This is a genomic window from Bacillus sp. ME78, from assembly GCF_903970865.1.
Taxonomy (GTDB): Bacteria; Bacillota; Bacilli; order Bacillales; family Bacillaceae_G; genus Bacillus_A; species Bacillus_A cereus.
Genome location: NZ_CAJCKK010000003.1, coordinates 259,443 through 283,537, shown reverse-complemented (window position 1 = coordinate 283,537; position 24,095 = coordinate 259,443). Strand labels below are relative to the sequence as shown.

Sequence of the window (24,095 nt, the reverse complement as noted above, 5' to 3'; positions counted from 1 at the left end):
AAAGATGGAGAAGAAACAAAGTATACTATCACCAATTATCCGTATTACTTTTACATTTCTAGTGTTGTGCGGACTTGTATACCCGCTTATTGTTACTGGTATTGCACAAGCCGTGATGAAGGATAATGCGGATGGAAGTCTAATATATAATGATAAAAATGAAGTGATTGGTTCTAAATTAATCGGGCAAAACTTCACGGATCCACGTTATTTTCAAGGGCGTGTTTCTAGTATTGAATATAAGGCAGAAGCATCTGGTTCAAATAACTATGCACCATCTAATCCAGATTTAGAGAAACGAGTAGAGAAAAGTATTGAAGAGTGGAAGAAACAAAATCCGAGCGTTCCAGTTACAGAAGTACCGATTGATTTAGTGACAAATTCAGGTTCAGGGCTTGATCCTGACATTAGTCCGAAGGCAGCTTCTGTGCAGGTGGATCGCATATCGAAAATAACGAATATTCCGAAAGAAAAACTTAATCAATTGATTAAAGATCAAACAGAAGGTGCTGCGCTTGGTTTATTTGGAGAAGATCGAGTGAACGTCTTAAAGCTAAATTTGGCATTACAGGAATTAATGAAATAGTAACAACGCTACCTCAATCTAACGGATTGAGGTAGCGTTGTTTCGAATGAAAGGTAGTGTTTATTTTGTATGCAGATGATTATGAACCGAAGTTTCAAAGGCGAACGCCAGAGGAATATTTAGAATATATTCGTCAGCAAAATCGCGGAAAGTTAAAGCTATATGTAGGAGCAGCTCCAGGCGTAGGAAAAAGTTATAAAATGCTCTTTGATGCAAGGGAAATGAAAAAAGATGGAATTGATATTGTAATTGGTTTAATTGAAACGCATGGAAGAAAAGAGACGGAAGAAGCAATTGCTGATTTAGAAAAAGTTCCTTTGAAAGAAATACAGTATAAAGGAAAGGTATTTTATGAGCTTGATGTGGAAGGAATAAAAAAACGCGCGCCGCAAGTAGTCGTAGTGGATGAACTTGCGCATAGTAATGTTCCTGGTTCTAAGCATAAAAAACGTTATATGGATGTGCAGGAATTGTTAGAGGCTGGTATATCGGTATTATCAGCTTTTAATATTCAACATTTAGAAAGTGTTCATGATATTGTAGCTCAAATTACGAATGTAAAAGTAAGAGAACGAATTCCAGATTTTATTTTACAAAAAGCAAATGAAATTCAGCTCGTTGATGCAACGCCCGAGGTATTAAGGAAGAGACTAATAGACGGAAAGATATATAAAGAAGAAAAAATTCAGCAAAGTTTACAAAATTTCTTTACGCTTAATAATTTAGGGGCACTTAGGGAATTATCACTTCGCGAGGTTGCCGATGATATGGACGAGAAAATTAGCCAAACAGTAATAGAACCAATTGGCGTAAAAGAAAAAATTCTTGTTTGTGTACAATACAGTTCAACAGCGGAGAAATTAATAAGACGGGGATGGCGCATGGCAGATCGGTTAAACGCTGAATTGTACGTATTAAACGTTGAGAGGGAAAATATAGATTCTATTTCAGCTGGAAAAAAGCAGACGATTGAAGAGTGGAAGTTGCTAACGAATCAATTTGATGCAAGTTTTGTATTAGAAGAAGCAAAGGGAAGAAAGCCAGCAGATGTTATTATTGAAGTGGCAAAAAGATTACAGGTGACGCAAATTTTACTTGGACAATCGGCTAGAACAAGGTGGGAAGAAATACGAAAAGGCTCTATTGTAAATGAAATTATGAGACAAACAAAGTATATTGATATTCATATTGTTGCGGATCAAAGAGGATAAATAGAGCCGACCTTTTTGGGGGCTCTATTTTGCTTTTTGTACAGAATGAAAACTTAGCATTTTCATTGCATATAAGATTACAAGTAAAAACATAATTGCGCCTAGGAAGAAAATCCAAAAGTAATTTTGGTTAAATAAAAGAAATCCACCTATAAGTGGCCCTGTGCCCATACCAAGATAGCGGATGAAGTTGTACATACCGATAGCTGTTGCACGTTCTTGCACGAATTCTTCTGTTAATAAAGTAGTGTGAGTTGGCATAGAAAGTCCCATACTAAAACCGTACAAAGATGTAACGATAATGATGAATGGGATATTGATGTTATATATGAAAGAGAATAAAAAGACACATATAATATTGAAGTAACTCGTAATAAATAAAGTTTGCTTTGTTGTGAGGCGTTTTTGCAAAAACTTGTAGCAAAAACTTCCTAGCATGATAGAAAGAGACATTGGTACAAACATAAGACCAATTTCACTTGCAGCTAGATGAAATGAATTTGCTAAAATGCTCGGTAAAAAAACGAGAAAGCAAAAGTAAATACAAAATTGAATGAAGCCAATAAGAGTAATAGAAAATCCAGTTTTATTTTTTAAGATAAGAGAGTAATTCTTTTGTGCTTTAGACTGCTTAATTACATTTGGCTTTGTTTCTGGAAGTAGTGAAATGTTTATAATTAATAAGATAATGCCAAGTGTAGATAAAAAGAGAAATACAGATAAGTGACCATTTATACTGCCAAGAAATCCACCTATGAGAGGAGCCATTGCAGGTGCGAGGGCAAGTAACATTTGGTATAGGCTCATCGCTTCTCCGCGTTCTTTTCCTTCAAATAAATCGCCGATAATCGTTGCTGAAACTACAGGTATAGCCGCTATTCCTATAGCTTGAACAGCTCTAAAAAAGAGAAATAAATAAATGTTTGCCGAAAAAGCACATCCGATTGAACCAATTGTACTAATGACTAAACTAGGGATAAGGACAGATTTTCTCCCTTTTGTATCAATTAAAGGTCCATATACGAGCTGCATAATTGCAAGAATGAATGTGAAAAGTGAAACTGTTACATTTACAAGATAAAGAGAAGTGTGAAAAGAATTTTGAATCATCGGTAAGATAGGTGTGTAAATATTTTGAGCGAAGGAACCGAGTAAGGCACTAATACAGACAACATATAAAATGAAAGTTAGTTTAGATTTTTTCATCTTGTTAACCTCCTTGTATTTTTGGTTTCCGTGGAAACTAAATTTATTTTAACATGATTTTCTCACTTGTAAAGATGAAAAAATAATTTTAAAATGGTATATAGTTAAATTGTTTCTTCGGAAACTTAGGAGGCGAACGGATTGAAGCATGCAACGAAGCAAATGGAAATACTGTCGGACATTCGTACACTTTTGCATAAAAAAGAAGAACATTTAAAACGACAAAACGAGAAGTTTCTTTATGAGACAGGTGTAAGTAGTATGTCTTTATCTGAGTTACATGTAATCGAATGTATCGGAAAAAATGGTTTGATGAATGTAACGGCAATTACGACAGAAATGGGCATGACGAAGGGAGCAATCTCTAAAATTTGTACGAAGTTGTTTCAAAAGCAATTCGTTGAGAAGATGCAAATGTTAGATAATCAAAAAGAAATCTTCTTCAGCTTAACGGAAAGCGGCAATGAAATATATAAAGCTCATGAAAAATTGCATAAGCAAGCTGAAGAAAAGTGGTTGTTACTTTTAGATGGATATACGAAAGAAGAGCAAGACTTTATTCAAAGGTTTATAAAGGATGTCTCCGATCATTTGGAAATATAATTGGAAGAAAAAACTCCTTGTTCTCAAGTCTTTTAAATATAATTTCTGAAAGAACTCATATATAATAGAAAAAGATACTTAACATGGTGAATAGTTAAAGAGTCAATATATATAGAGGAGAGAGTAACATGCTTGAAAATACGGGGTTAGTATTAGAAGGCGGCGGTATGCGTGGTGTATATACGGGGGGGATATTAGAATACTTTATGGAACAAGATTTATATTTTCCATATGTAATCGGTGTATCAGCTGGTGCTTGTCATGCAGCGTCGTATCTTTCCAGACAAAGAAATAGAAATAAAACGGTCAATATTGATTATGCATCACATCCGAAATATTTGTCGTATAAAAACTTATGGAGAAAACGTCAGCTATTTGATATGGATTTCATTTTTCATGAAATTCCAGAAAAGCATGTTCCGTTTGATTTTGAAACATACTTTAATAGCCCAGAACGTTTCCTTGTAGGAACGACGGATTGTGAAACAGGACAATCTGTTTATTTTGAGAAAGAAGGAACGAATGATGATGCACTAAATTTATTACAAGCGTCTAGTTCATTGCCTTTCATTGCACCAGTAGTAAATTATCGTGGTAAGCAGTTATTAGATGGCGGGATTTCTGATCCAATTCCAGTTCGTAAGGCACAGGAAGATGGATTTAAAAAATCAGTCGTTATTTTAACGAGAAATCATGGTTACGCGAAGAAAAAATCAAAATTCGGATGGATTGCAGGAAAAGCTTATAAAAAATATCCAAATCTTGTTAACACGATGTTGAATCGTTATGAAGTGTATAATGAAACACTTCACTATATTGAAAAAGAAGAGCAAGCTGGTAATTTATTTGTTATTCGCCCAGAAGTGCCGCTTCAAGTAGATCGTATGGAAAAAGATACAGCAAAACTACAAAATTTATACGAGCAAGGCTATGAAGATGCAAAGAGACAATTTGCAGATTTGCAGGCGTTTTTGCAAAAATAAATATTAGGCTGTGGAGATGGAGTTCTCTGCAGTCTTTTTATTATTGGTTTCAATACCGAATGTTGGTTATACACGTTTTTAGATTATGGTATAATATGGATAAAAGTATGTGGAGAGGTGATACATATGGAAAATGTATATAAAGGGCTTAGACATACTGGATTTATCATGATGCTTATTTTTGGGGGTGTATTTTTACTTCGCTGGTTTATTCATGATGAAATGTTATTAGATCAACTTATTGGTTTTAGTGTGGGCATAGTAATGGTTATTTCATCAGTGTTCATTCAAAAGTATAGTAAAGAATTACAGGTAGAAGAGAAGTATTAAAAGGTTATAAGCTCCTTCATATTTTGGAGGTGCCTTTATAGTTTGAATGATTGTTATAAAAGAAAAGTAGAGCATCGGATTTCGATGCTCTACTTTTTTAATGTGGTAAGAATATCAATTGATAAGCAAACAAAATTCCAAATACATATACAAGTGGGTGAACAGCACGGAATTTACCTTTTGCCACTTTCATAAGTGGGTATGAAATAAATCCAAGTGCGATACCTGTTGCGATACTTGATGTAAGCGGCATGCTTAAGATTACTAAGAATGCTGGGAATGCTTCATCAAATGAGTCCCAATCGATGTGGCGAACTGAACCCATCATAAGACTACCAACAATAATTAATGATGGTGCAGTAATAGCTGATACACCAGAAACAGCACTTACTAATGGTCCGAAGAATGCTGCTAGTGCGAACAGAACAGCTACTGTAACAGTTGTTAAACCAGTACGACCACCAGCTGCAACACCAGCAGATGATTCAATGTAAGCTGTTGATGGTGTTGTTCCGAACATAGAACCGATTGTTGCTGAAAATGAGTCAGATAGAAGAGCTCGTCCAGCTTTCGGGAGTTTTCCGTCTTTCATAAATCCACCTTGTTGAGCTACCCCAAGTAATGTACCTGTTGTATCAAATAATGTAACAAGGAAGAATGAAAATACAACGCCGTACAATCCGTAGTTAATTACATCAGATACAGCAGTAATTGGATTTGAAACGATAATTCCTTCTGGTAATCCAGGCATTGATGTAACACCGTTTGAGAATGTTAACTGTCCTGTGAAGAAAGCGATAATACCAGTTAATAGCATACCAATAAATAGTGCGCCATTTACATTTAAAGACATAAGAACAATAGTAATTCCAAGCCCAGCCAATGCTAGTAGAACTGGAGCAGAGTGAAGATCACCAAGTCCAACTAAGTTTGCATCATTTTTTGTAACGATACCTGTTAAACGTAAACCGATAAAGGCGATGAAAAGACCGATACCAGCAGTAATTGCATGTTTTAAGTTTTCAGGAATTGCTTCCATTAATTTTGTACGGAAAGATGTGAATGATAACAAAATTAAAATCATACCTGCTACGAATACAGCAGAGAATGCAATTGCGAAAGTCATGCCTTCATGCGCTTTTACAACAGAGTAAGAGAAGTAAGCATTTAATCCCATACCTGGCGCGATTGCGATTGGTAAGTTTGTAAAGATTGCCATAAATAATGTTCCGACAACAGCAGCGATAATTGTTGCTGTAAATGCTTGTTCAAATGGAACACCTGCATCCCCAAGGATGACTGGGTTTACGACAATGATATATGCCATTGTTAAGAAGGTAATAATACCTGCCATAATTTCAGTTTTAATAGAAGTTTTATGTTTTGAAAGGTTAAACATATAAACATCCTTTCTGTTTACGAATAATTTTCACAACAGTTATATATAATATTCGTTTTTTAACTATTTTGCAATAGTTTTGTATAAAAAGTTTACAACAATTCATATTTTGTGTCTTAAATTCGAATATTAATCGTAACTTGATGTGTGAATTTCAGTTTTTATTATGCACATTATAAGGAAAAGGAGTTGAAAGAAGCTATGCCACAGCAAAAAAACTTTGTAACAATGCCAGCGCAACATCAAAATAAACAGCCTGGTATTGAATCATTAATGAATCCACTTCCGCAGTTTGAAGATTCAAATTATAAAGGTAGCGAAAAGTTAAAAGGAAAGAATGTATTAATTACAGGGGGAGATAGTGGGATTGGACGAGCTGTTTCCATCGCTTTTGCGAAAGAGGGAGCAAATATTGCGATTGCTTATTTAGATGAGGAAGAAGATGCTAATGAGACGAAGCAATATGTTGAGAAAGAAGGTGTAAAGTGTGTATTGTTGCCGGGTGATTTAAGTGATGAACAGCATTGTAAAGAGGTTGTTCAAGAGACCGTCCAGCAGCTAGGTAGTTTACAGGTTTTAGTAAATAATGTCGCGCAGCAATATCCGCAGCAAGGGCTAGAGTATATTACAGCAGAACAGCTAGAAAAAACATTTCGTATTAATATTTTTTCTTATTTTCACGTTACGAAAGCAGCCCTTTCTCATTTGAAGAAAGGGGATGTCATTATAAATACGGCATCTATCGTTGCATATGAAGGAAATGAAACGTTAATTGATTATTCCGCAACGAAAGGAGCAATCGTAGCTTTTACAAGATCACTTTCTCAATCGTTAGTCCAAAAAGGGATTCGGGTAAATGGTGTTGCACCAGGACCGATTTGGACACCGCTTATTCCATCGAGCTTTGATGAGAAGAAAGTCTCTCAGTTTGGGAGCAATGTCCCGATGCAACGGCCTGGTCAACCATATGAGTTAGCGCCGGCATACGTATATTTAGCGTCTGGTGATTCTTCTTATGTTACTGGACAAATGATACATGTAAATGGGGGCGTTATTGTAAATGGATAGTTTTCATTTATAAGAGCAAAGTAAAGCTAATTACAATTATTATGGTGAGCGCTAGGGGGGATATAGGTGAAAAGGGTATGTTTCGTTTTACTATTATTTTTCTTCCTACCGGTTAGTGCTTTTGCTGATACAGATCATTTAATATTAGTGAATCTTACGACAAACCAGTTGTCTTTTTTTGAGAATGGAAATTACACAAAAACATTTCCAGTAACGACTGGAAGAGATCGTACACCTACGCCTGAAGGTAATTTTTGTATTATAACGAAATTTAAAAATAAAGAATACCATCGAAAAAAAATAGCTGGGGGTGCACCGAATAACCCTCTCGGTACGAGGTGGCTTGGACTAGATAAGAATGAATATGCGATTCACGGGACGAACCGGGAATGGACGATTGGAAGTAGGGAATCAAATGGCTGTATTCGTATGCATGACAGGGATATACAATGGTTATATGACCGAGTACAATTACAAACAAAAGTAATCATTTCTCGTTTTCATACGAGCCCCGAATATGAAGCGAATAAGCTTGGTTATCGCGTTGTGAGCTGGAATGGTCGGAAAATAGAAAAAGAACAAATTGGAATACTTACGTTAGTAGACCGCGCGGATATATATTGGCAAGAACCAAATGGACAGTTAACAAAGGTAAAAACTGTATTGCCAAATGAAAGATATCCAGTGTACTCAAAACGAAAAGATGGAATATATTATATAGGAAACAATTCGTATATTATAGATGAAACAGGAGAGAAAATTCGTTACGAGCAAATTCCTTCTTCGATTTTAAGTAATATATATAAACGGAAATACAATGTTCCGTAATGGCTACCGTATTATAGACGGTAGCTTATTTATACTTGGAGTTTAACTGCAACTATTGTATTTTGCTGAATATAATACAGTACAGATAGGGGGCGGTTATATTATGAAAAGTGAATTTGCGTTTAAAGTTTTCTTAGTAACGACCTGTTTATTTATCGTGTATTTATATGCGTTTCTCGTCTTTTCTTTTTATATTCCATATGTTGATTTAATATTGTTCTTCGGATTTATTTGGGCGTTTGTGAAAGCGAGGGAAGGAGAGAAGAGTATATATCGGCGCATTACCTTATGCGGGACGGCCGTTCTCGTTATTTTGTACTTTTTTATTATGCATGATTTTTGGAGAGGAATGTAAAAAAGCATACGATTAATCGTATGCTTTTATATCTGTTAATGATGGAAGAGAGGCAATTGCACCGTAATTTGTACATGTGATAGCGCCTACTTTATTTGCAAAGGAGATAAACGCTGTTAAGTCTTTGAAATGATACGAAAGTGTATGTTCACTTTGGGCAATCTGATATAACATTGCTCCAACGAAAGCATCACCAGCACCAGTTGTATCGACTTGTTGAATGGAAATAGAAGAGACAATGGTTTGACCTTCATTTGTCGCAAGAAGGGTACCGTCTTTTCCAAGTGTAATAGCTACTACTTTTGCGCCATAATTTAATAATTTGAGTGCCGCTTGTTGTAAATCACTCTCTTTAGAGAGCATAGTAGCTTCCTCTTGACTTACTTTTACGAAGTGTGCATGTTTTATAAAGGTTAGACAATCTTGAGAGAATTGTTCTGTATTTGTAATGAGTGCACTTCGATAATTTGGATCAAAAGAAATAAAATGGCCGTTATCTTTCGCATATTGTAACAACTGAAAATACGTTTCTTTTAATGGGCTTGATAGTAAAGCTGTCGCTGAACCGAAATGTATTAAATCATTCGTTTGTATTTTTGATAAATCAATGCTATTGAATTGATATTCACCATCTGCACCACGCATAAAAGTAAAATCACGTTCGCCATCTTGATCGATGGATACGAATGCAAGTGTTGTTTGTTTATCTTTTATGAGCATGGATGTATCGACTTGCGCACGCTGTAAAGTTTGTTCAAGAAACTCACCAAATGGGTCGTTTCCTACTTGCCCCATAAATGTAGCGTGTCCACCTAATTTTGTAATCGCAGCAGCAACGTTAGCGGGTGCTCCACCAGCTTTTTTTTCGAAATCTGAACCGTTTACTAAAGAAACGTTAGTATTTCGGCACACAAAATCAATTAATAGTTCACCTATACAAAAGACATTTCGCATACAATCCCTCTTTTCAGCTTATATTGTGTGATGGTAAAGTTTAGTTTTGCATCTGAAAAGATTGCGATATGATGTTTCATGTCTTTTCGAGGAAAAACTCGGGACGTAAAGACTGTTGAACCATCGTATAAGAAAATTTCCACGATGCTTTTATCTACAAATATTTGTAGTTCTATCGTATCTTGAATATCGATTTTTTTACAGCGTTCAAATCCATATTCTCCGCCAAATTGATGGTAGAAGTTGCCCCTGTCTATAGAAATAGTACCTTGTTCCCGATTAAATGTAATGGGGAAACATTCCTCCTCATTGTGGAAGAGAGAAAGACCAAAACGCTTTGCATCTTCTGTTTTAAGTGTAACAATTAATTCATAGGAGTCTTCATCATCAAGCGTTGATAATACATTTAATCCAGCTGTTATATCTCCTGAAATGTGTTTTTTTGTTGTTCGTAGTTTTGTTAATTCTGAAACTGGTTTTTGTTTTAAAATGTTATCTTCTAATGTTAATTCACGTGGAAGTGTTAGGCAATGAGCCCACATATAATCATCAGAAGGATATGTGATTTCACTTGATCCTGCCCAAGCAAACAATAGGCGACGACTAGTAGAGTCTTCTAAAGTTTGAGGGGCATAAAAATCGAATCCTTTATCAGCTTCGTAATAGGAATCAACATGGAAATATAAATTTTTAATATCGAAATGGCCTATAGCATAAACGACATTGTATACATTGTGAAAGTTTTCTCCGTCTTTTTCAATTCCTTGCGGTGAAAAGAGAAGTACATCTTTCCCTGATAATTGGAAGTAATCGGGGCATTCCCACATAAATCCGAATTCTTTTAAATTTGTTGTAATTTCGCCTTGGAAATGCCAATTGTATAGGTCTTGTGATTTGTATAGTAATAGAGTTCCTGTTTTATTTTCACGTTGGGCACCGAGTAACATATAGTACATATCATTATGTTTCCAGACTTTTGGATCACGTACATGTTTTGTATATCCGTCAGGAATTATATCAATAACAGGATTATTACTATATTTCGTCATCGTATATTGTGAATCCATTGTTGCCATACATTGTTTTGCATCACGGGAATCATCAGGATTTTTTATATTCCCTGTATAAATTAAATGAAGAAGGCCATCTTTTACGATAGCACTACCAGAATATGCACCGTGTGATTCATAGCTTTCAGTAGGGATGATGGCTACAGGCATACGCTCCCAGTTAATAAGGTCTTTTGACTTCACATGCCCCCAATGCTTCATTCCATGAATGGGACCAAATGGATACCACTGATAAAAAACGTGATATTCATCATTGTAGTATGATACACCGTTAGGATCATTCATTAATCCAAATGTTGGGTGAATATGATAAATTGGTTTCCATGAATCTTGGTTTGCAATTTCATATAAAGAATGTAATTCGTCTTTATTAGATTGCAGTATTGTTTTATATTTTGACATAGGTTTTCACCCCGTTATTATTTACTTTCTTTATATAAAATGAATGTGGCAACAAAAGCAGTGATAACTGCAATAGCGAAACCAATTATATAGTGAATCATGTTCATCATGCCAAGAGGTGCAACAATTGTAAGCATCGGAATACCTGTTAAACCGTATGCATTAGCCGCCACTTGCATCCAAACAACGTAAGCGCCTCCAATTGCGCCGCCAATAGCTGCTGCAATAAATGGTTTACCAAGTTTTAAATTGACACCAAAAATAGCTGGTTCTGTAATTCCTAAAAATGCTGAAGCTGCTGCTGGAATTGCAATTTCTTTCGTTTTTTTGTTTTTTGTTTTGAAATAGACAGCTAAAGTAGCACCGCCCTGTGCAACGTTCGCCATTGACCAAATAGGGAGTAAGAAATTGACACCGATATCTTTATTTGCGAGTAAGCCCGCTTCAATAGCGTGGAAGCTATGATGTAAGCCAGTAAGAACGATTGTTGAATACAATCCACCGAATATAAGTCCAGCTACTGGTCCTGCAAATTGATAAATTGTATTTAAAAGGTACGTAATGCCGTCACCGATTTTATATCCAATTGGTCCGATAATAATAAGTGATAAAAAGCCAGTTATAATAATTGTTAAGAATGGTGTAACTAATAAATCTAAAGAGTTCGGAACACGTTTTCGAAGTTCTTTTTCAATTGTACTCATAACATACACACATAATAAAATAGGTAAAACAGTACCTTGATAGCCAATCATATCAATATCCATACCAAGGAAATGTAAAACAGTGGGTTTTGCATTTGAAAGAGTCCAAGGATTTGTTAAGTTTGGGTGAGTTAATATACCACCAACAACTGCACCTAAGAAAATGTTTCCACCAAATTCTTTAGCGGCACTAACTCCAATTAAAATAGGTAAAATGATGAAAGCTGCACTTGAGAACATATCAAGTAATTGGATAAGTGAGTGATCTCCAGGAACTAATTTAAACGCTTTCAACATTCCGAGTAGACCCATAAGTAAACCGCTTGCGACGATAGCTGGAATAATTGGAACAAAAATATTAGATAGTGTCTTTGCTAGGCGGGCGATAGGATTCATTTTTTTCTTAGGTATATCGTTTGATGTTGTAGAATCTAGTTCGGCTATTCCAATTAGTTTTGAGAATTCATCATATACTTTGTTTACTATGCCAGTTCCAAAAATAATTTGATATTGCTCGGTCGTTGCAAAAGCACCTTTTACTCCATTGATGTTTTCGATTTCTGCAGAGTTTATTTTCGTATCATCCTTTAATATAAGACGAAGGCGAGTCGCACAATGTGTGGCACGAACAATGTTTTCCTTTCCACCAATGTTCTGTATTACTTGAGTTGCAATTTGCTTCATATCCATAAAAATTCCCCCTTACTATAAATTTTCTTTTTATGGAACCGGTTCCGTAATAAGTTAAAATAAAAAACAGGGAAATGATGTTGAAAATCCTGTTTTTAAAATGTGGAACCGGTTTTAATTTTATTATAGAGCGCCTTTATATTTTGTCAACGCTTTCTTGGATTTTTAATGTATAACGAGAGTGTAATATTTTTGGTATAGTTTTGTTTTCAACAAGCTGTGAAAGAGAAGTGGCAGCAAGCTTTCCAGCATACTCATAGTCAAACGCAATTGTCGTTAAACTAGGGTGTACCATTTCTGAAATATCATATCCACCGAATCCTGTTACAGAAATATCACCTGGTACAGAAAGGGAGTGGGAGTGAATGACTTTCATTGCGCCAAGAGCGATGTTATCTGTAGCACATACGATAAGAGTTGGGCGATTATTATCTAAAATATGTTGTACTTGTTTCATGGCATCTTCTATGCGGAAAGTTGTTTCGTAATATGAAACGTTGCAAGTCGGTTCTAAATTTTCAATTGCTTTTTGAAAACCATTTTTTCGATTTATTCCAACAGAAATATCAGATTTTTCTATCCCTAAATAGGCAATATGTCGATGGCCTTGCGATAAAACGTATGCCCCTAACTCATAAGCTGCATCATAATCATCGTGAACGAGGCAATATTGATCTTTATATTCTTGCCCGACGAATAAAATAGGGATGTTTGAATTAGCCATAATTTTTTGATGTTCATTCGTTAATGTTTTTGTTAATAAAATAATGCCAGCTACCTTTTGTTTTATAAAGTTTTCAATTGCTTGTATTTCAGTTTCGGTTGTTTGATTTGCATTTGCTACAAGCATTTGATAGTTATTTTCCTGTAATGTTTTATCGATCCCGATAAGTGTTTTCATTGTAGCAAAGGAGTCTAATCGGGGGATGATGACACCAATTAAATTTGTTGTTTTTGCTTTTAAACTTTGAGCAAATGTATTGGGAGAGAAATTTGTTTCCTGAATAATACCTTCGATTTTAAGTTTTGTTTTATCGCTTACATATCCGCCGTTTAAGTAACGAGAGACTGTGCTTTTTGCAACTCCAGCCAATTTGGCGATATCTGCAATTGTTTTAGCCATAGTATTTCACCTTCGTATTCATAAAAATGTTAACTTTATTATAGGGAGAATTAGAGATGACGTAAACAAGAAGAGAGAAAGAAAAAACCACCTCACGTATATGAGGTGGAATAATTGTTAATATCTAGGCTTAAATGTATGACAACAAGTCTCTACACTTGTTGCTACAGAACTTTCTAGCGTCTCGTTTGTTAAAACAGCAGCTGTATATGAATCATTTTCAGTTTGACCAGTTTCATCTGCATCAGGCTGAACGATGATCGCACTTGCTTGACAAAAGTTACCTTGCCCCCAAAAAGAACAGTTGGAAACAGAACATCTTACTTCTGGCATAAAACCCCCTCCTTATACATTAGTGTGGGATTTTACGCCCATTTCATGTGTAGAAGGAGTTTCCTTTTCTCGTTACTTTTTCGTTTGTTCAAGCCATTCTTTTAATTTGTCTTTCGGCTGTTCACCACTAATACGGCTCACTTCTTTGCCATCTTTAAAATGAATGATTGTTGGTGTACCTTGAATTTTATATTCATCCCAAGGAGCATCTAATTTTTCAATATCCATAACTTTCATATCAACGTTCAAGTCTTTAGCCATTGGCACTACGACAGGAGATAATTTTTGGCAATGAACGCAAGATGTTTGATAAAAGTATACTGTTTCTTCTTTTTTCTCTTTTAAATTCTTTTGAAGATCTGAAAGAGAGATTTTATTTGTGTAGTAGTCAGGACCATCTGTTTGACTACCAGTAGCATTATCAATTTTTTGGCTAGTTGAAGCTTTTTTTTCTTCCATTTGTGTTACAGCGAAAATTGCCGCAAACAAGGCGATAATAATACCACCAAATATAAGCATTTTTTTCATTCTTTCATCTCCTTATTTGTTTTTGATGACAATAAAGCTACAAACAGCGATTGTAATAAAGCCGATAAGTGCTAAAAACGGGATTGTCACAAAGCCGAACCAGTTTATGTATTCTCCCGTACATGGTACACGTCCACAAGCTGCCCCAGCAGCTGAAAATGCTGCGACTTTTTGAATTGCATAGTGATATAAAGAAATACAAGCACCAATAGTTGCGATTGGTAAAGAATAATTTGCGATGCGATAGTCTTTCTTTGCCACAGCGATACCGAGCCATAAAACGAATGGATACATAAAAATACGTTGATACCAACAAAGAACACAAGGCTCAAATTTCATGATTTCGGAAAAGTACAGACTTCCTAGTGTAGCGATAAAAGAAGCTCCCCATGCGGTAAGTAAAGCATATTCTTGCTTTTTTTCTCGTCCCATATTTTATACCTCTCTTATAATAGTTACATACTAAATTATAGTATGAAGTGGTATGGAAAAGAAAGAAAAAATATGTTTATCAATAAAAGTTTTATAAGGAGAAACTTTTATTGATATAAACATTTAAAAAAAGCGCCATTCTCCGGAAGAGAATAGCGCTATATTTTACATTTGAATTTGTTCTACTTCTTCTACATGCGACTTTTGGGATGCATGGTCAATATATTGAAATAGGAGCTGCAATTGTTTATCAACTTCTGGTAGTTCCTTGCTGTATTGATAAGCGTGTAAAAAATGCTCAATACGCTTAGAAAATAATTGATCGTTCGTTTGAACCATGAGAACGAGTAATTTATCCCAATTACAGCAATACGTGTAATAGAGAGCTTTATCATAGTCGTTATATGTTTGCACTGTGTACCCTCCTTACCGAGAGTTATATATAGTGTGTGATAAGTAAGGGGAAATACACTTGAAAGAATTTGTTAAGAAAAAAAGTGAATGAAAAGAAAAAACGAGGAGTTTCCTCGTTTTTTAAGCTTTTGGCATTGGCGTAGGTGTTGGTTTGCCATAGCCTTCTTTATATTTATTATCGATATAGTTACGAATTTCTAGCGTTGATTTTCCTTTTTGTTTCATGGAAGCAGATTCAACTGCGATTTCTAGGCAATTGACGCAAGTCGTTGCGTGGGAATCCCAAACAACTTCACCATTCTTTTTAATTTCACGGATAAAGCAGTTTTTATTATTTTTATGTCCTACACTTTCACCGCAACCACAATAGCATGGAATCCAATCTAATAGCTCTGCATTTTGTCCAGCGACGGTGTAGATATCTTTCATTTGTGGATCAAGCTTATCTAGGAAGGTCGGAAGTGTGTCGACTCCTTTTGTTTTCTCTTGAATGTCAGCTTGCTGAGTGTGCGATGCGTGGTCATGTTCTTCTTTTTTTGATTCAGAAGATTTTTGGTCATTTGTACCAGTACTTCCGCATCCAGCAAGAATTAAGCTCAGTACTGCAAGTAAAGAAAATACATACTTTTTCATTCGCTTGTCCCCTTTACAAATGTATTAATCAAATTGTATCAGAGATTACGGTGTATCGGTTGAAGATTTTTTTGACTGATTTTTGAAGCGCCATCTTAGCGAATGGAATAGAAATAAAAGTGGGATATAAGCGTATACAATATACAATCCCGCTTGAGATAGTACAGTATTTAATGCGTTGATACTTTCCCGATTTTTAAAAAATAAAGAAGCTGTAAAAACGATGAAAATAAAAAATGGTAGTGTAAATTTAAATGAAATATGAAAGGAACGCTTCATCGTTTGACATGATGACCAAATAGTTAAACAAAGATTCGGCAAAATTATTAAAAACCAAACAAAAATAATAATATATTCGAACCGCTGAATAAAAGGAACTTTAATTATTTTTAACATCGTTAAAGTAGGCCAAATAGTGTGATTCAATTGTCCTTCACTATAATACATAAATGATACAATAGCTAAAACTACATAAATTAGAGTGCTAAAAACAATCCCTGCGTGAGCCCATCTTTTTAAAGATTTTCCTTTTTCAATAAAGGGATAGAAGATAAGAATTGTTTCAAATCCGAGAAATTCTAATGCAGATTGTTTTGCTGACACAAGTATGTCGAAAGGGGAATGTGTAAAAATAGGTAAAATATTACGAAAATGTGCATACTTCATCGGATAGACTAAAAAGAATACAACGAACATAGGAAGAACAATACCCCAAAAACATATCCCTGTCACAGAACGGAAGCCACCTTTTATAATGTAGTAAGTGACTAACAAAAACATAAGCGTAAGTTTCCATAACTTAATGGTAGGAAAGATCCAAACTTGTATTACTTCCATATATGTACGAAGAACAGTAAGGCAAAATAATAAGCAATAAAGAGTGAAAATTACAGAAAATATAGAGCCAATCCATTTTCCAAAGGTTGTTGTATGAATGCTAATTAAATCTCCGTCTTTTTCAAGCATTTTTAACATACAAAACAGTACAATATGAGTTGCAATACCTGCAATAATAAGAGAAATCCAAGCATCATAACCTGCATTTTTCAAAATTACACGTTGATATCCGAGAATTCCTATTCCGATTTGGAGAGAATGCAATAAAATAAATGCAAAATATGGAGAGACAGTTTTTGTTTTATTCATTGTATTCATTGCTCATTTCACCTCACTATTCCCCGATTCCAGATTGTACAATATTAAGATCTAAATTTATATCCACCGCTACGTTTTGATACATATTTCGAATTTGTTTTATATTCCATTTTCTCGTATGGCTTCTAATTTCATCTCGTATTCCTAAAGGATCAATTTTCTTTTCTTGAAATTGTTTTATTAAATCTTCACAGTCTTTTTCAACATTTCGTTCAATTTGTTTTTTTATATAGTTGATATTTGTTTTTTTTCTTAGATCAATCCAATTTGGAGAGTTTTTAATTAATCCATTTAATTTTAAATGGATTTTTACTTTTGGTATGTCGCCAGTTTGATCTATATCATACTTATTTTCCCCAGCTAAGTTTTGTATAACAACCATACCTTTATGTTTATCCTTTGTTATCGCTGCTTCGTAACGTCCATTTTTCGTAGGGTTAATAAGTAATTTTGCTAAAACAGAATGTCTTTTATCCGTATACATAACGACTTTATCGCCTTTTAAAAAAGCAAGTCCTTTGACAGCGACGGAATGATTATCGTCCATTTTAAGATAAGGGACATAGGCATCACATACAGAAGAGTAGTAATTATATAAAAAAATGTCTAATGCGGTTTGTGGAATATTCTCATTTCGGATATTTTGTTCAAGTAAATCAGCAATGTATAAAGATCCATTTTTTTTTCCGTAATTTAAAAGTTCCTCAGCTGATCCATCTACAATTGCTAGTTGTACATCGCGCCCGATATTTGGGTCACGTTGTAAGTTAGTAATAATCTCTCCCATTCCACGTTCTCCTAGAGCCTTTCCAAATAGGACGACACGCATTTGACCTACAACGACATTGTGAGGTGATTTTGCATTTAATCGTGAAGCGATTGTCTCAAGTGAACGGGCAGATGTTGATTGAGTTTCTGGTTTAGACTTTACACCATGTGTGTACTCTGGGAAGAGAATAGTTCCTTGGAATCTTTTGTTTTTTGTGATGTCAAATCCAGCGACATGAATAATACGCTGCGTATCCACTATATACGTTTGTGTACAGCCAGTTTGTAAAATGAAGAAGATAATGATAATAAGGTGCAATAAAATTTTCTTCATTCATTCTCACCATCACGTTTTTGCTTCGATTTGTTTGGATTATATCGCCATTTTGATTTTGGTCTAAGAAAAGAAGGTCTTTGTGCCGTTTGACTAAATGGTAATCGAAGAAAACCTTCTGCTGTACCTAAACCACGAAATGGATATAAAGGTAACAAATAAGGTGATCCAAGCGATTTTAATTTAATTAAATGAGCTAAAATAAATACAAATCCGACAGCGAGGCCTAATCCTCCGAATGCACCGGCTAAAAGAATAAGCGGAAAGCGTAACAACCGGATAGTAGAAGACATCTTTACTGTTGGTGTTGTGAAAGATGCAAGAGCGGATAAAGCAACTGCAATTAATAAAATTGTACTTGTCAAAGCCGCTTCAACAGATGCTTGGCCAATTACAATCCCCCCAACAATCCCGATTGTTTGTCCGACTTTTGTCGGTAAACGCGCTCCAGCTTCACGGAGCAATTCAATTGTAATTTCTAAAAAGAGTGCTTCTAGAATAGGAGGGAAAGGTACGTTAGCTCTCGAGAAAATAATAGGACCTAGTAAATCGGCAGGGATCATTTGATAATGATATGTTAAAGCCGCTGTATAAATAGCGGAGGAAAAAAGAGAAAATATAGCTCCGAAAAAACGAATAATACGAAAGAACGATCCAATCATCCACGGTAAATAATAATCTTCTGGTGAAATGAAAAAATCCAGTAACGTTGTTGGTCCTGATAAAGCATATGGAGAGCCATCTGTTAAGATTAAAACTTCCCCATTAATTAATGCAAATACAGCTCGATCTAATCGTTCTGTAGGTAATAGAACAGGAAAAGGTGAATTGCTATTATCACTAATAAATTGCTCAATCATAGTTGAATCAAATGGGACATCAAAGTCAATGTCTTCTAGCCGTTGAATTGCGGTGTTGACAAATTGTTCATTTGTAATTCCTTCTATATAAGCAACTGCTACTTTCGTTTTTGATATAAATCCGACGGTAACTTCTTTAAAAATGAGTTGCTCTGTTACGATATTTCGGCGCAATAAGTGGATATTTGTATCAAGATTTTCAACGAAACCGATTTTAGGCCCGATTACACTATACTCATTTTCTGTATCGTTATATAATCGTTTTCCTAAAACAGTACTTTCGGCACGAATTAAAGCATATTGATCAGGATTCGCATTGTTTTTTAATCGTATTAAAATATATCCACCTAATAATTTTTCACGAATATCATCAATAGAAGGGGAGGTAATAATGTCTTCAATAGAGATGATATTACATAAATCAGAGATGTTTTGAATTTGTTCCGATTCCTTTTTTATAGGAGTTAAAATGAATTGTTTAATAATAAGTGCTTCCACGACAGATTTATAATAAAACAAGCACAACGTTTCATCTTTAAGTATGTTATAAGAGACAAAATCGCTTGATTCTTTCATGGTTTGTATAAATTCTGGAATAGAACAAAGTGTTTTTGTATTAGTCTTTTTTGATTTCTTAGATGATAAACCGAACATTTTCTCACCCCTAACATACGTCATTTACTTGTGTTAGTTTTTGGGAAAGACGGAAATTTATACTTCAAAGTTGAAAGTTTATAAAGAAAAGGAAGAGTAGTGAATACCTCTTCCTTTTTAGCGTGTTAATTTGTTTTCTTTTCTTTAATAGACTTCACTAATTTCAACATTTCCGCTCGTATATCTTCTCTTTTTACATTTAATTTTTCGGCAATTTGTTTAATGTCCATTCCATCTTTTTTCATTTTTAATACATCATCAAGAGGGGTATTGCTTTTTTGAGAGATGATTGTTAACACAGTAAGATGACGCAATTTGATGTTATATTCTTTCATTTTTTGTTTTAGCTGATCCGGTGTGGATTTTTGCATAGTTGCTAACTGTTGTAGCAGTGCTTGCTTTGTTTCTTTACTCATATGATGCTTTTTCAGCTTACTTGGATCTACACCGAAATGCTCGGCTGTTTTCTCCCAAGATTTATTTTGCTTATAGTAAGATAAAACACCTTTTATTTCTTGTCTACTGATTCTTGCAATATGAGCAGCTTTCCAAATTTCATGTTTGTTATAGCCGAGTTTTTCTAGCGACTGCATTTCTTCTTCTGAAATTGGTTTATGGTGATGCATTGTTACTTCTTTTGGTGTGGCAGCGGACGTAGGGAAGGTGGATATCCCACATAATAATGCTGCCATAGTCATACTTACCGCGATTTTTTTGTACATGTAAACTCCTCCTAGATGGATAGTGTGGAAAACTGTACACATATCATTTCCATAAAATGTGAAATACTTGTGAACAAGTTAAGTTTTTTTATTCACAGCATGGAATGACGTTTTTAGAAGTTTTCCAACATAAAACATTGATTAATAGTAAAAAACTAAGGTATAATCGAAATTGAAAATCAATATCAATACTGACGATAAACTTATACATATAGATAAAAATAAGGGAGAGATAAATATGACTACATATACTTCCATCGCTAATGTGATTAAAGAAAGGCGCTCTGTTCGTACATTTACAGACAAAGCAGTAGAAAAAGATTTATTAATTGAACTATTAAATGATGCAACATGGGCACCAAATCATAAGCACCGTGAACCATGGAATTGTAAACTATACATCGGAGAAGGCCGCAAGAAATTAGTAGATGCAGTATTAAACTCTTTCACAGAAGAAGAAAGAGCGAAACGCGGTAAAATTTTATCAGATCGTTTTTTAAGCACGCCTGCACAAATCGTTGTATATATAAATGAAGATCCGCGTCAAATTCAACGTGATGAAGATTATGCTGCAACATGTGCATTCATGCAAAACTTCCAACTTCTTGCTTGGGAACGCGGATTAGGTTGCGTTTGGAAATCAGGCGGATTAAACTACAATCCATTATTTATAGAAGGAATCGGTTTAACAAGAGGCCAACGTATCGTTGGAATTCTTCATATCGGCTATTTCGATAAAGCACCAGAAGGAAAAGCTCGTACTCCAATTATGGAGAAGATGGAGATTATTGAAGGTTAATAGATGAGACATTCTCGTTTTTACGAGGGTGTCTTTTTATTATGCAATCAATCCTCATGAAAGCTTGTTCTTCATCATACACTTTCTTAAGGGAAAGTGTAAGGAGGGAAAATAATGAGAGCAAGTGACGATAAAGCACTGCAATATGCGATTGCGGAAATTACGGAAATTGCGACTGGATTTGGGCTTGATTTTTATCCGATGCGTTATGAAATATGTCCAGCGGAAATTATTTATACATTTGGTGCATATGGGATGCCGACAAGGTTTTCACATTGGAGTTTTGGAAAACAATTTTTCAGAATGAAATTACAATACGATTTAGGACTTAGTAAAATATACGAACTCGTTATTAACTCTGATCCATGTTACGCCTTTTTATTAGATACGAACTCTTTAATTCAAAACAAATTAATTGTAGCGCACGTTTTAGCGCACTGTGATTTCTTTAAAAATAATATTCGTTTTTCAAATACGAAGCGAGATATGGTAGAAAGTATGTCAGCGACAGCTGAACGGGTGAAAGCATATGAGCATAAGTACGGAAAAGAAGAAGTAGAAACATTTTTAGATGCCGTACTTGCCATTCAAGAGCACATTGACCCGTCGCTCATGCGTCCCAAACTTGCGTGGAGTATTGATGATTTAGAAGAAGTAGAAAAGAAAAAGGTATCACAATACGATGATCTATGGAATTTAGATGATCGAAACAAAAAGAGAGAACGATCCAATATACGCAAAAAGAAGAAGATCCCACCGCAACCAGAGAAAGACTTGCTCCTCTTTATTGAAGAATATAGCCGTGAACTAGAAGATTGGCAGCGTGATATATTAACGATGATGCGCGAAGAAATGTTATATTTTTGGCCGCAGCTTGAAACGAAAATCATGAACGAAGGCTGGGCGTCCTACTGGCATCAACGCATACTTCGTGAAATGGACTTAACATCTGATGAAGCAATTGAATTTGCGAAATTAAATGCAGGTGTTGTACAGCCATCAAAAACAAGCATCAATCCATATTACCTCGGTATTAAAATGTTTGAAGATATTGAAGAACGGTACAACAATCCGACTGAAGAAATGAAGCGACGAGGCGTAAAACCAGGATCTGGCCGTGATAAAATGTTTGAAGTACGCGAAATTGAATGGGACGTATCGTTCCTAAGAAACTACTTAAATAAAGATCTTGTTATGCGAGAAGATATGTACTTATTCCAGCGCCAAGGAAAAGAATATAAAGTAATAGATAAAGAATGGGAAAATGTGCGTGATCAACTCGTAAATATGCGGACAAATGGTGGGTTCCCGTATTTAGTAGTAGAAGATGGAGACTACTTAAAGAACGGAGAATTATACATTAAACATAGTTACGAAGGAATCGAGCTCGATTTAAAATACTTAGAAAAAGTATTGCCATATCTTCATCAGCTATGGGGAAGAACGGTGCATATGGAGTCCATCGTGGAGAGTAAGGGCGTTGTGTTTTCTTATGATGGGAAGATGGTGCATCGGAAGTATGTGTGAGGGGAAGAACGGACATAGGATACTGTGTCCGTTCTTTTTATTTGGAACCAAGTTAAATATGCTATTCTTGAAAAAAGGGAGTTACATAGAGAAATGGAGCGATTAAAATGAGCAAAGTAGGGGTATGTAAGGTTGATATTACGCCGCCTGTAGGTATTGATTTTGTCGGATATCATAGAGAGACAGGAATAAATAATATTGAAGAGCGTATTTATGGGACAGTTTTTGTATTTGAAAAAGATGAACTGAAAACTGTGTTTATAAGTATTGATAATATTGGGATGTTAGTAGAAGATACGAATATGATTCGTGAGCGAGTAGCAAGTAGGCTTCATGTGCCATTTGAGCGAATAACTGTTGTTTATACACATACACACTCTGGGCTGGAAACAGTCGGTGATCATCCTTTAGTAAAGTCGTATAAAACGATTTTAGTAAATAATGTAGTGCATGGTGCTGTTACTGCTAATAAAAACTTGAAGCGATGTGAAGTTGGCTGGAGTGTTACGACAGGTGATATTGGGGTTAATCGAAGAGAGAGAACATCTGATGGAAAAGCGAAGATGGGAACAAATATAGATGGTGTTGTAGATAAACGAATTGGTATGTTAGCAATAAGAGATGCTGAAACGAAGGAGTTATCTGGGGTTTTAGTATTTTGTACTGCGCATCCGAATGTTTTAAAAGGTGATAGTGATGAATTATCAGCGGATTATCCTGGAATGACGAGAGAGATTCTAGAGCAGATAGTGAACGGCCCTGTTATTATCGTTCAAGGTGCCGCTGGAAATGTGTATGCGAAATATCGCGGTTCAAGGGAAGCGTTAAAACAAATGGCTTACATACTTAGTGGACATGTATTAACGATGTTACCAACAGTTACATATAGTCCAATTGTAAAACTAAGGACAGTTTCGAGTATGATGCAAATGAAGTTGAAGGATATTTCTGAATTTGATGAGATACGAAGCATGGCTCGATTAGCCGAGAAGCAGTGGGGCGTGAATACGGACGAATGGCTTACTATCGTATTAGAGAAATATAGGCAAGGTATTCGGCGGTTAAGTATTGATTTAGAAGTGCAATTGTTTCAAGTTAATGATGGTATGTTTTCAGGTTTACCGATGGAACCTTTTTCGGAAACGGCATTAGAAGTGAAAGAGAATCTTCAAAATGAATTAGCTTTCTTTGGTGGATATACGAATGGATATATTGGTTATTTACCAACGAAGGAAGAATTCTCATATGGTGGGTATGAAGTGGAATTAAGCCCTGTTGTGTATGGACCGGTTACGAATTTATTGATGCCACCGGAGGAGAATACTGCGGAGTTGGTTGTGAAGAGAGTTATGGAATTATATAACGTGTAAAAAATATAGTCAGTAGAATAAAATTTAAAGAAATTCATGATTTTTAATACACCT

At 35.2% G+C, this 24,095-nt stretch carries 26 protein-coding genes; 11 read left to right on the top strand and 15 right to left on the bottom strand.

Translation table 11 applies throughout. The annotated features are described in order from the left end of the window. Positions 1-4 precede the first annotated feature (4 nt). Both kdpC and kdpDN read left to right on the top strand, forming a co-directional pair. On the top strand, positions 5-586 hold the full coding sequence (kdpC, locus tag H6481_RS06925) for a K(+)-transporting ATPase subunit C (protein WP_182811278.1): 582 nt from the start codon (positions 5-7) through the stop codon (positions 584-586). 56 nt (positions 587-642) lie between these two features. After that, on the top strand, positions 643-1,797 hold the full coding sequence (gene kdpDN / locus H6481_RS06920; RefSeq protein ID WP_003269552.1) for a KdpD-like non-kinase potassium sensor: 1,155 nt from the start codon (positions 643-645) through the stop codon (positions 1,795-1,797). 24 nt (positions 1,798-1,821) lie between these two features. On the opposite strand, the gene H6481_RS06915 is transcribed toward kdpDN, so the two are convergent. After that, positions 1,822-3,003 (bottom strand): MFS transporter, encoded by a 1,182-nt coding sequence (locus H6481_RS06915; protein ID WP_065482263.1) that lies wholly within the window; start codon positions 3,001-3,003, stop codon positions 1,822-1,824. A 141-nt stretch (positions 3,004-3,144) separates the two neighbouring features. On the opposite strand from H6481_RS06915, the gene H6481_RS06910 reads away from it, so the two are divergent. From H6481_RS06910 to H6481_RS06900, 3 genes are all read left to right on the top strand, one after another. Further along, the gene (locus H6481_RS06910; protein ID WP_000679682.1) at positions 3,145-3,606 is read left to right on the top strand and encodes a MarR family transcriptional regulator; all 462 of its coding nucleotides are present in this window, start codon (positions 3,145-3,147) and stop codon (positions 3,604-3,606) included. Positions 3,607-3,734: 128 nt separating this feature from the next. Continuing rightward, positions 3,735-4,589: a patatin family protein gene (locus tag H6481_RS06905; protein WP_000892676.1), complete on the top strand. Its 855-nt coding sequence runs from the start codon at positions 3,735-3,737 to the stop codon at positions 4,587-4,589. A 126-nt stretch (positions 4,590-4,715) separates the two neighbouring features. Continuing rightward, entirely contained in the window at positions 4,716-4,919 is a 204-nt protein-coding gene (locus tag H6481_RS06900) for a hypothetical protein (protein WP_000432810.1), read from the top strand. 97 nt (positions 4,920-5,016) lie between these two features. On the opposite strand, the gene H6481_RS06895 is transcribed toward H6481_RS06900, so the two are convergent. Next, positions 5,017-6,318 (bottom strand): NCS2 family permease, encoded by a 1,302-nt coding sequence (locus tag H6481_RS06895; RefSeq protein ID WP_000482716.1) that lies wholly within the window; start codon positions 6,316-6,318, stop codon positions 5,017-5,019. Positions 6,319-6,519: 201 nt separating this feature from the next. On the opposite strand from H6481_RS06895, the gene H6481_RS06890 reads away from it, so the two are divergent. The 3 genes from H6481_RS06890 to H6481_RS06880 all read left to right on the top strand — a co-directional run bounded on the left by H6481_RS06890 (position 6,520) and on the right by H6481_RS06880 (position 8,569). Further along, positions 6,520-7,386, top strand: a complete 867-nt coding sequence (locus H6481_RS06890) for an SDR family oxidoreductase (protein ID WP_001136292.1) — start codon at positions 6,520-6,522, stop codon at positions 7,384-7,386. Between the two features lie 66 nt (positions 7,387-7,452). Further along, positions 7,453-8,214 (top strand): L,D-transpeptidase, encoded by a 762-nt coding sequence (locus tag H6481_RS06885; protein WP_000831960.1) that lies wholly within the window; start codon positions 7,453-7,455, stop codon positions 8,212-8,214. Positions 8,215-8,317: 103 nt separating this feature from the next. Further along, positions 8,318-8,569 (top strand): hypothetical protein, encoded by a 252-nt coding sequence (locus H6481_RS06880; protein ID WP_078994558.1) that lies wholly within the window; start codon positions 8,318-8,320, stop codon positions 8,567-8,569. 12 nt (positions 8,570-8,581) lie between these two features. On the opposite strand, the gene H6481_RS06875 is transcribed toward H6481_RS06880, so the two are convergent. The 13 genes from H6481_RS06875 to H6481_RS06815 all read right to left on the bottom strand — a co-directional run bounded on the left by H6481_RS06875 (position 8,582) and on the right by H6481_RS06815 (position 20,345). Further along, the gene (locus H6481_RS06875; RefSeq protein ID WP_001246642.1) at positions 8,582-9,523 is read right to left on the bottom strand and encodes a carbohydrate kinase; all 942 of its coding nucleotides are present in this window, start codon (positions 9,521-9,523) and stop codon (positions 8,582-8,584) included. Then, on the bottom strand, positions 9,502-10,995 hold the full coding sequence (scrB, locus tag H6481_RS06870) for a beta-fructofuranosidase (protein WP_000049753.1): 1,494 nt from the start codon (positions 10,993-10,995) through the stop codon (positions 9,502-9,504). Before scrB ends, H6481_RS06875 begins: the two co-directional genes overlap by 22 nt. 17 nt (positions 10,996-11,012) lie before the next feature. After that, positions 11,013-12,389: a sucrose-specific PTS transporter subunit IIBC gene (locus H6481_RS06865; protein WP_000367322.1), complete on the bottom strand. Its 1,377-nt coding sequence runs from the start codon at positions 12,387-12,389 to the stop codon at positions 11,013-11,015. A gap of 136 nt (positions 12,390-12,525) precedes the next feature. Beyond that, a complete protein-coding gene (locus tag H6481_RS06860; RefSeq protein WP_001140397.1) occupies positions 12,526-13,512 on the bottom strand; it encodes a LacI family DNA-binding transcriptional regulator in 987 nt (328 codons plus the stop codon). Positions 13,513-13,629: 117 nt separating this feature from the next. Continuing rightward, positions 13,630-13,845 (bottom strand): DUF1540 domain-containing protein, encoded by a 216-nt coding sequence (locus H6481_RS06855; RefSeq protein WP_001115482.1) that lies wholly within the window; start codon positions 13,843-13,845, stop codon positions 13,630-13,632. Between the two features lie 72 nt (positions 13,846-13,917). After that, entirely contained in the window at positions 13,918-14,373 is a 456-nt protein-coding gene (locus H6481_RS06850; RefSeq protein WP_016082775.1) for a thioredoxin family protein, read from the bottom strand. 12 nt (positions 14,374-14,385) lie between these two features. After that, the gene (locus H6481_RS06845) at positions 14,386-14,805 is read right to left on the bottom strand and encodes a disulfide oxidoreductase (RefSeq protein ID WP_000532261.1); all 420 of its coding nucleotides are present in this window, start codon (positions 14,803-14,805) and stop codon (positions 14,386-14,388) included. Positions 14,806-14,970: 165 nt separating this feature from the next. Further along, entirely contained in the window at positions 14,971-15,219 is a 249-nt protein-coding gene (locus H6481_RS06840) for a YhdB family protein (RefSeq protein WP_001195459.1), read from the bottom strand. Positions 15,220-15,339: 120 nt separating this feature from the next. Beyond that, positions 15,340-15,852 (bottom strand): PCYCGC domain-containing protein, encoded by a 513-nt coding sequence (locus H6481_RS06835; RefSeq protein WP_000761026.1) that lies wholly within the window; start codon positions 15,850-15,852, stop codon positions 15,340-15,342. A gap of 45 nt (positions 15,853-15,897) precedes the next feature. Next, entirely contained in the window at positions 15,898-17,007 is a 1,110-nt protein-coding gene (locus H6481_RS06830; protein WP_001095035.1) for a GerAB/ArcD/ProY family transporter, read from the bottom strand. A 16-nt stretch (positions 17,008-17,023) separates the two neighbouring features. Further along, on the bottom strand, positions 17,024-18,109 hold the full coding sequence (locus H6481_RS06825) for a Ger(x)C family spore germination protein (protein WP_000722252.1): 1,086 nt from the start codon (positions 18,107-18,109) through the stop codon (positions 17,024-17,026). Next, entirely contained in the window at positions 18,106-19,623 is a 1,518-nt protein-coding gene (locus H6481_RS06820; RefSeq protein WP_071731152.1) for a spore germination protein, read from the bottom strand. The genes H6481_RS06825 and H6481_RS06820 overlap by 4 nt, the downstream gene beginning before the upstream one ends. Before the next feature lie 125 nt (positions 19,624-19,748). After that, positions 19,749-20,345 (bottom strand): hypothetical protein, encoded by a 597-nt coding sequence (locus H6481_RS06815; protein ID WP_071731153.1) that lies wholly within the window; start codon positions 20,343-20,345, stop codon positions 19,749-19,751. 238 nt (positions 20,346-20,583) lie between these two features. On the opposite strand from H6481_RS06815, the gene H6481_RS06810 reads away from it, so the two are divergent. From H6481_RS06810 to H6481_RS06800, 3 genes are all read left to right on the top strand, one after another. After that, entirely contained in the window at positions 20,584-21,144 is a 561-nt protein-coding gene (locus H6481_RS06810; protein WP_000214818.1) for a nitroreductase, read from the top strand. A gap of 114 nt (positions 21,145-21,258) precedes the next feature. Beyond that, the gene (gene spoVR / locus H6481_RS06805) at positions 21,259-22,671 is read left to right on the top strand and encodes a stage V sporulation protein SpoVR (protein WP_001202719.1); all 1,413 of its coding nucleotides are present in this window, start codon (positions 21,259-21,261) and stop codon (positions 22,669-22,671) included. 107 nt (positions 22,672-22,778) lie between these two features. Continuing rightward, positions 22,779-24,041, top strand: a complete 1,263-nt coding sequence (locus H6481_RS06800) for a neutral/alkaline non-lysosomal ceramidase N-terminal domain-containing protein (RefSeq protein ID WP_182811275.1) — start codon at positions 22,779-22,781, stop codon at positions 24,039-24,041. Positions 24,042-24,095: the final 54 nt, after the last annotated feature.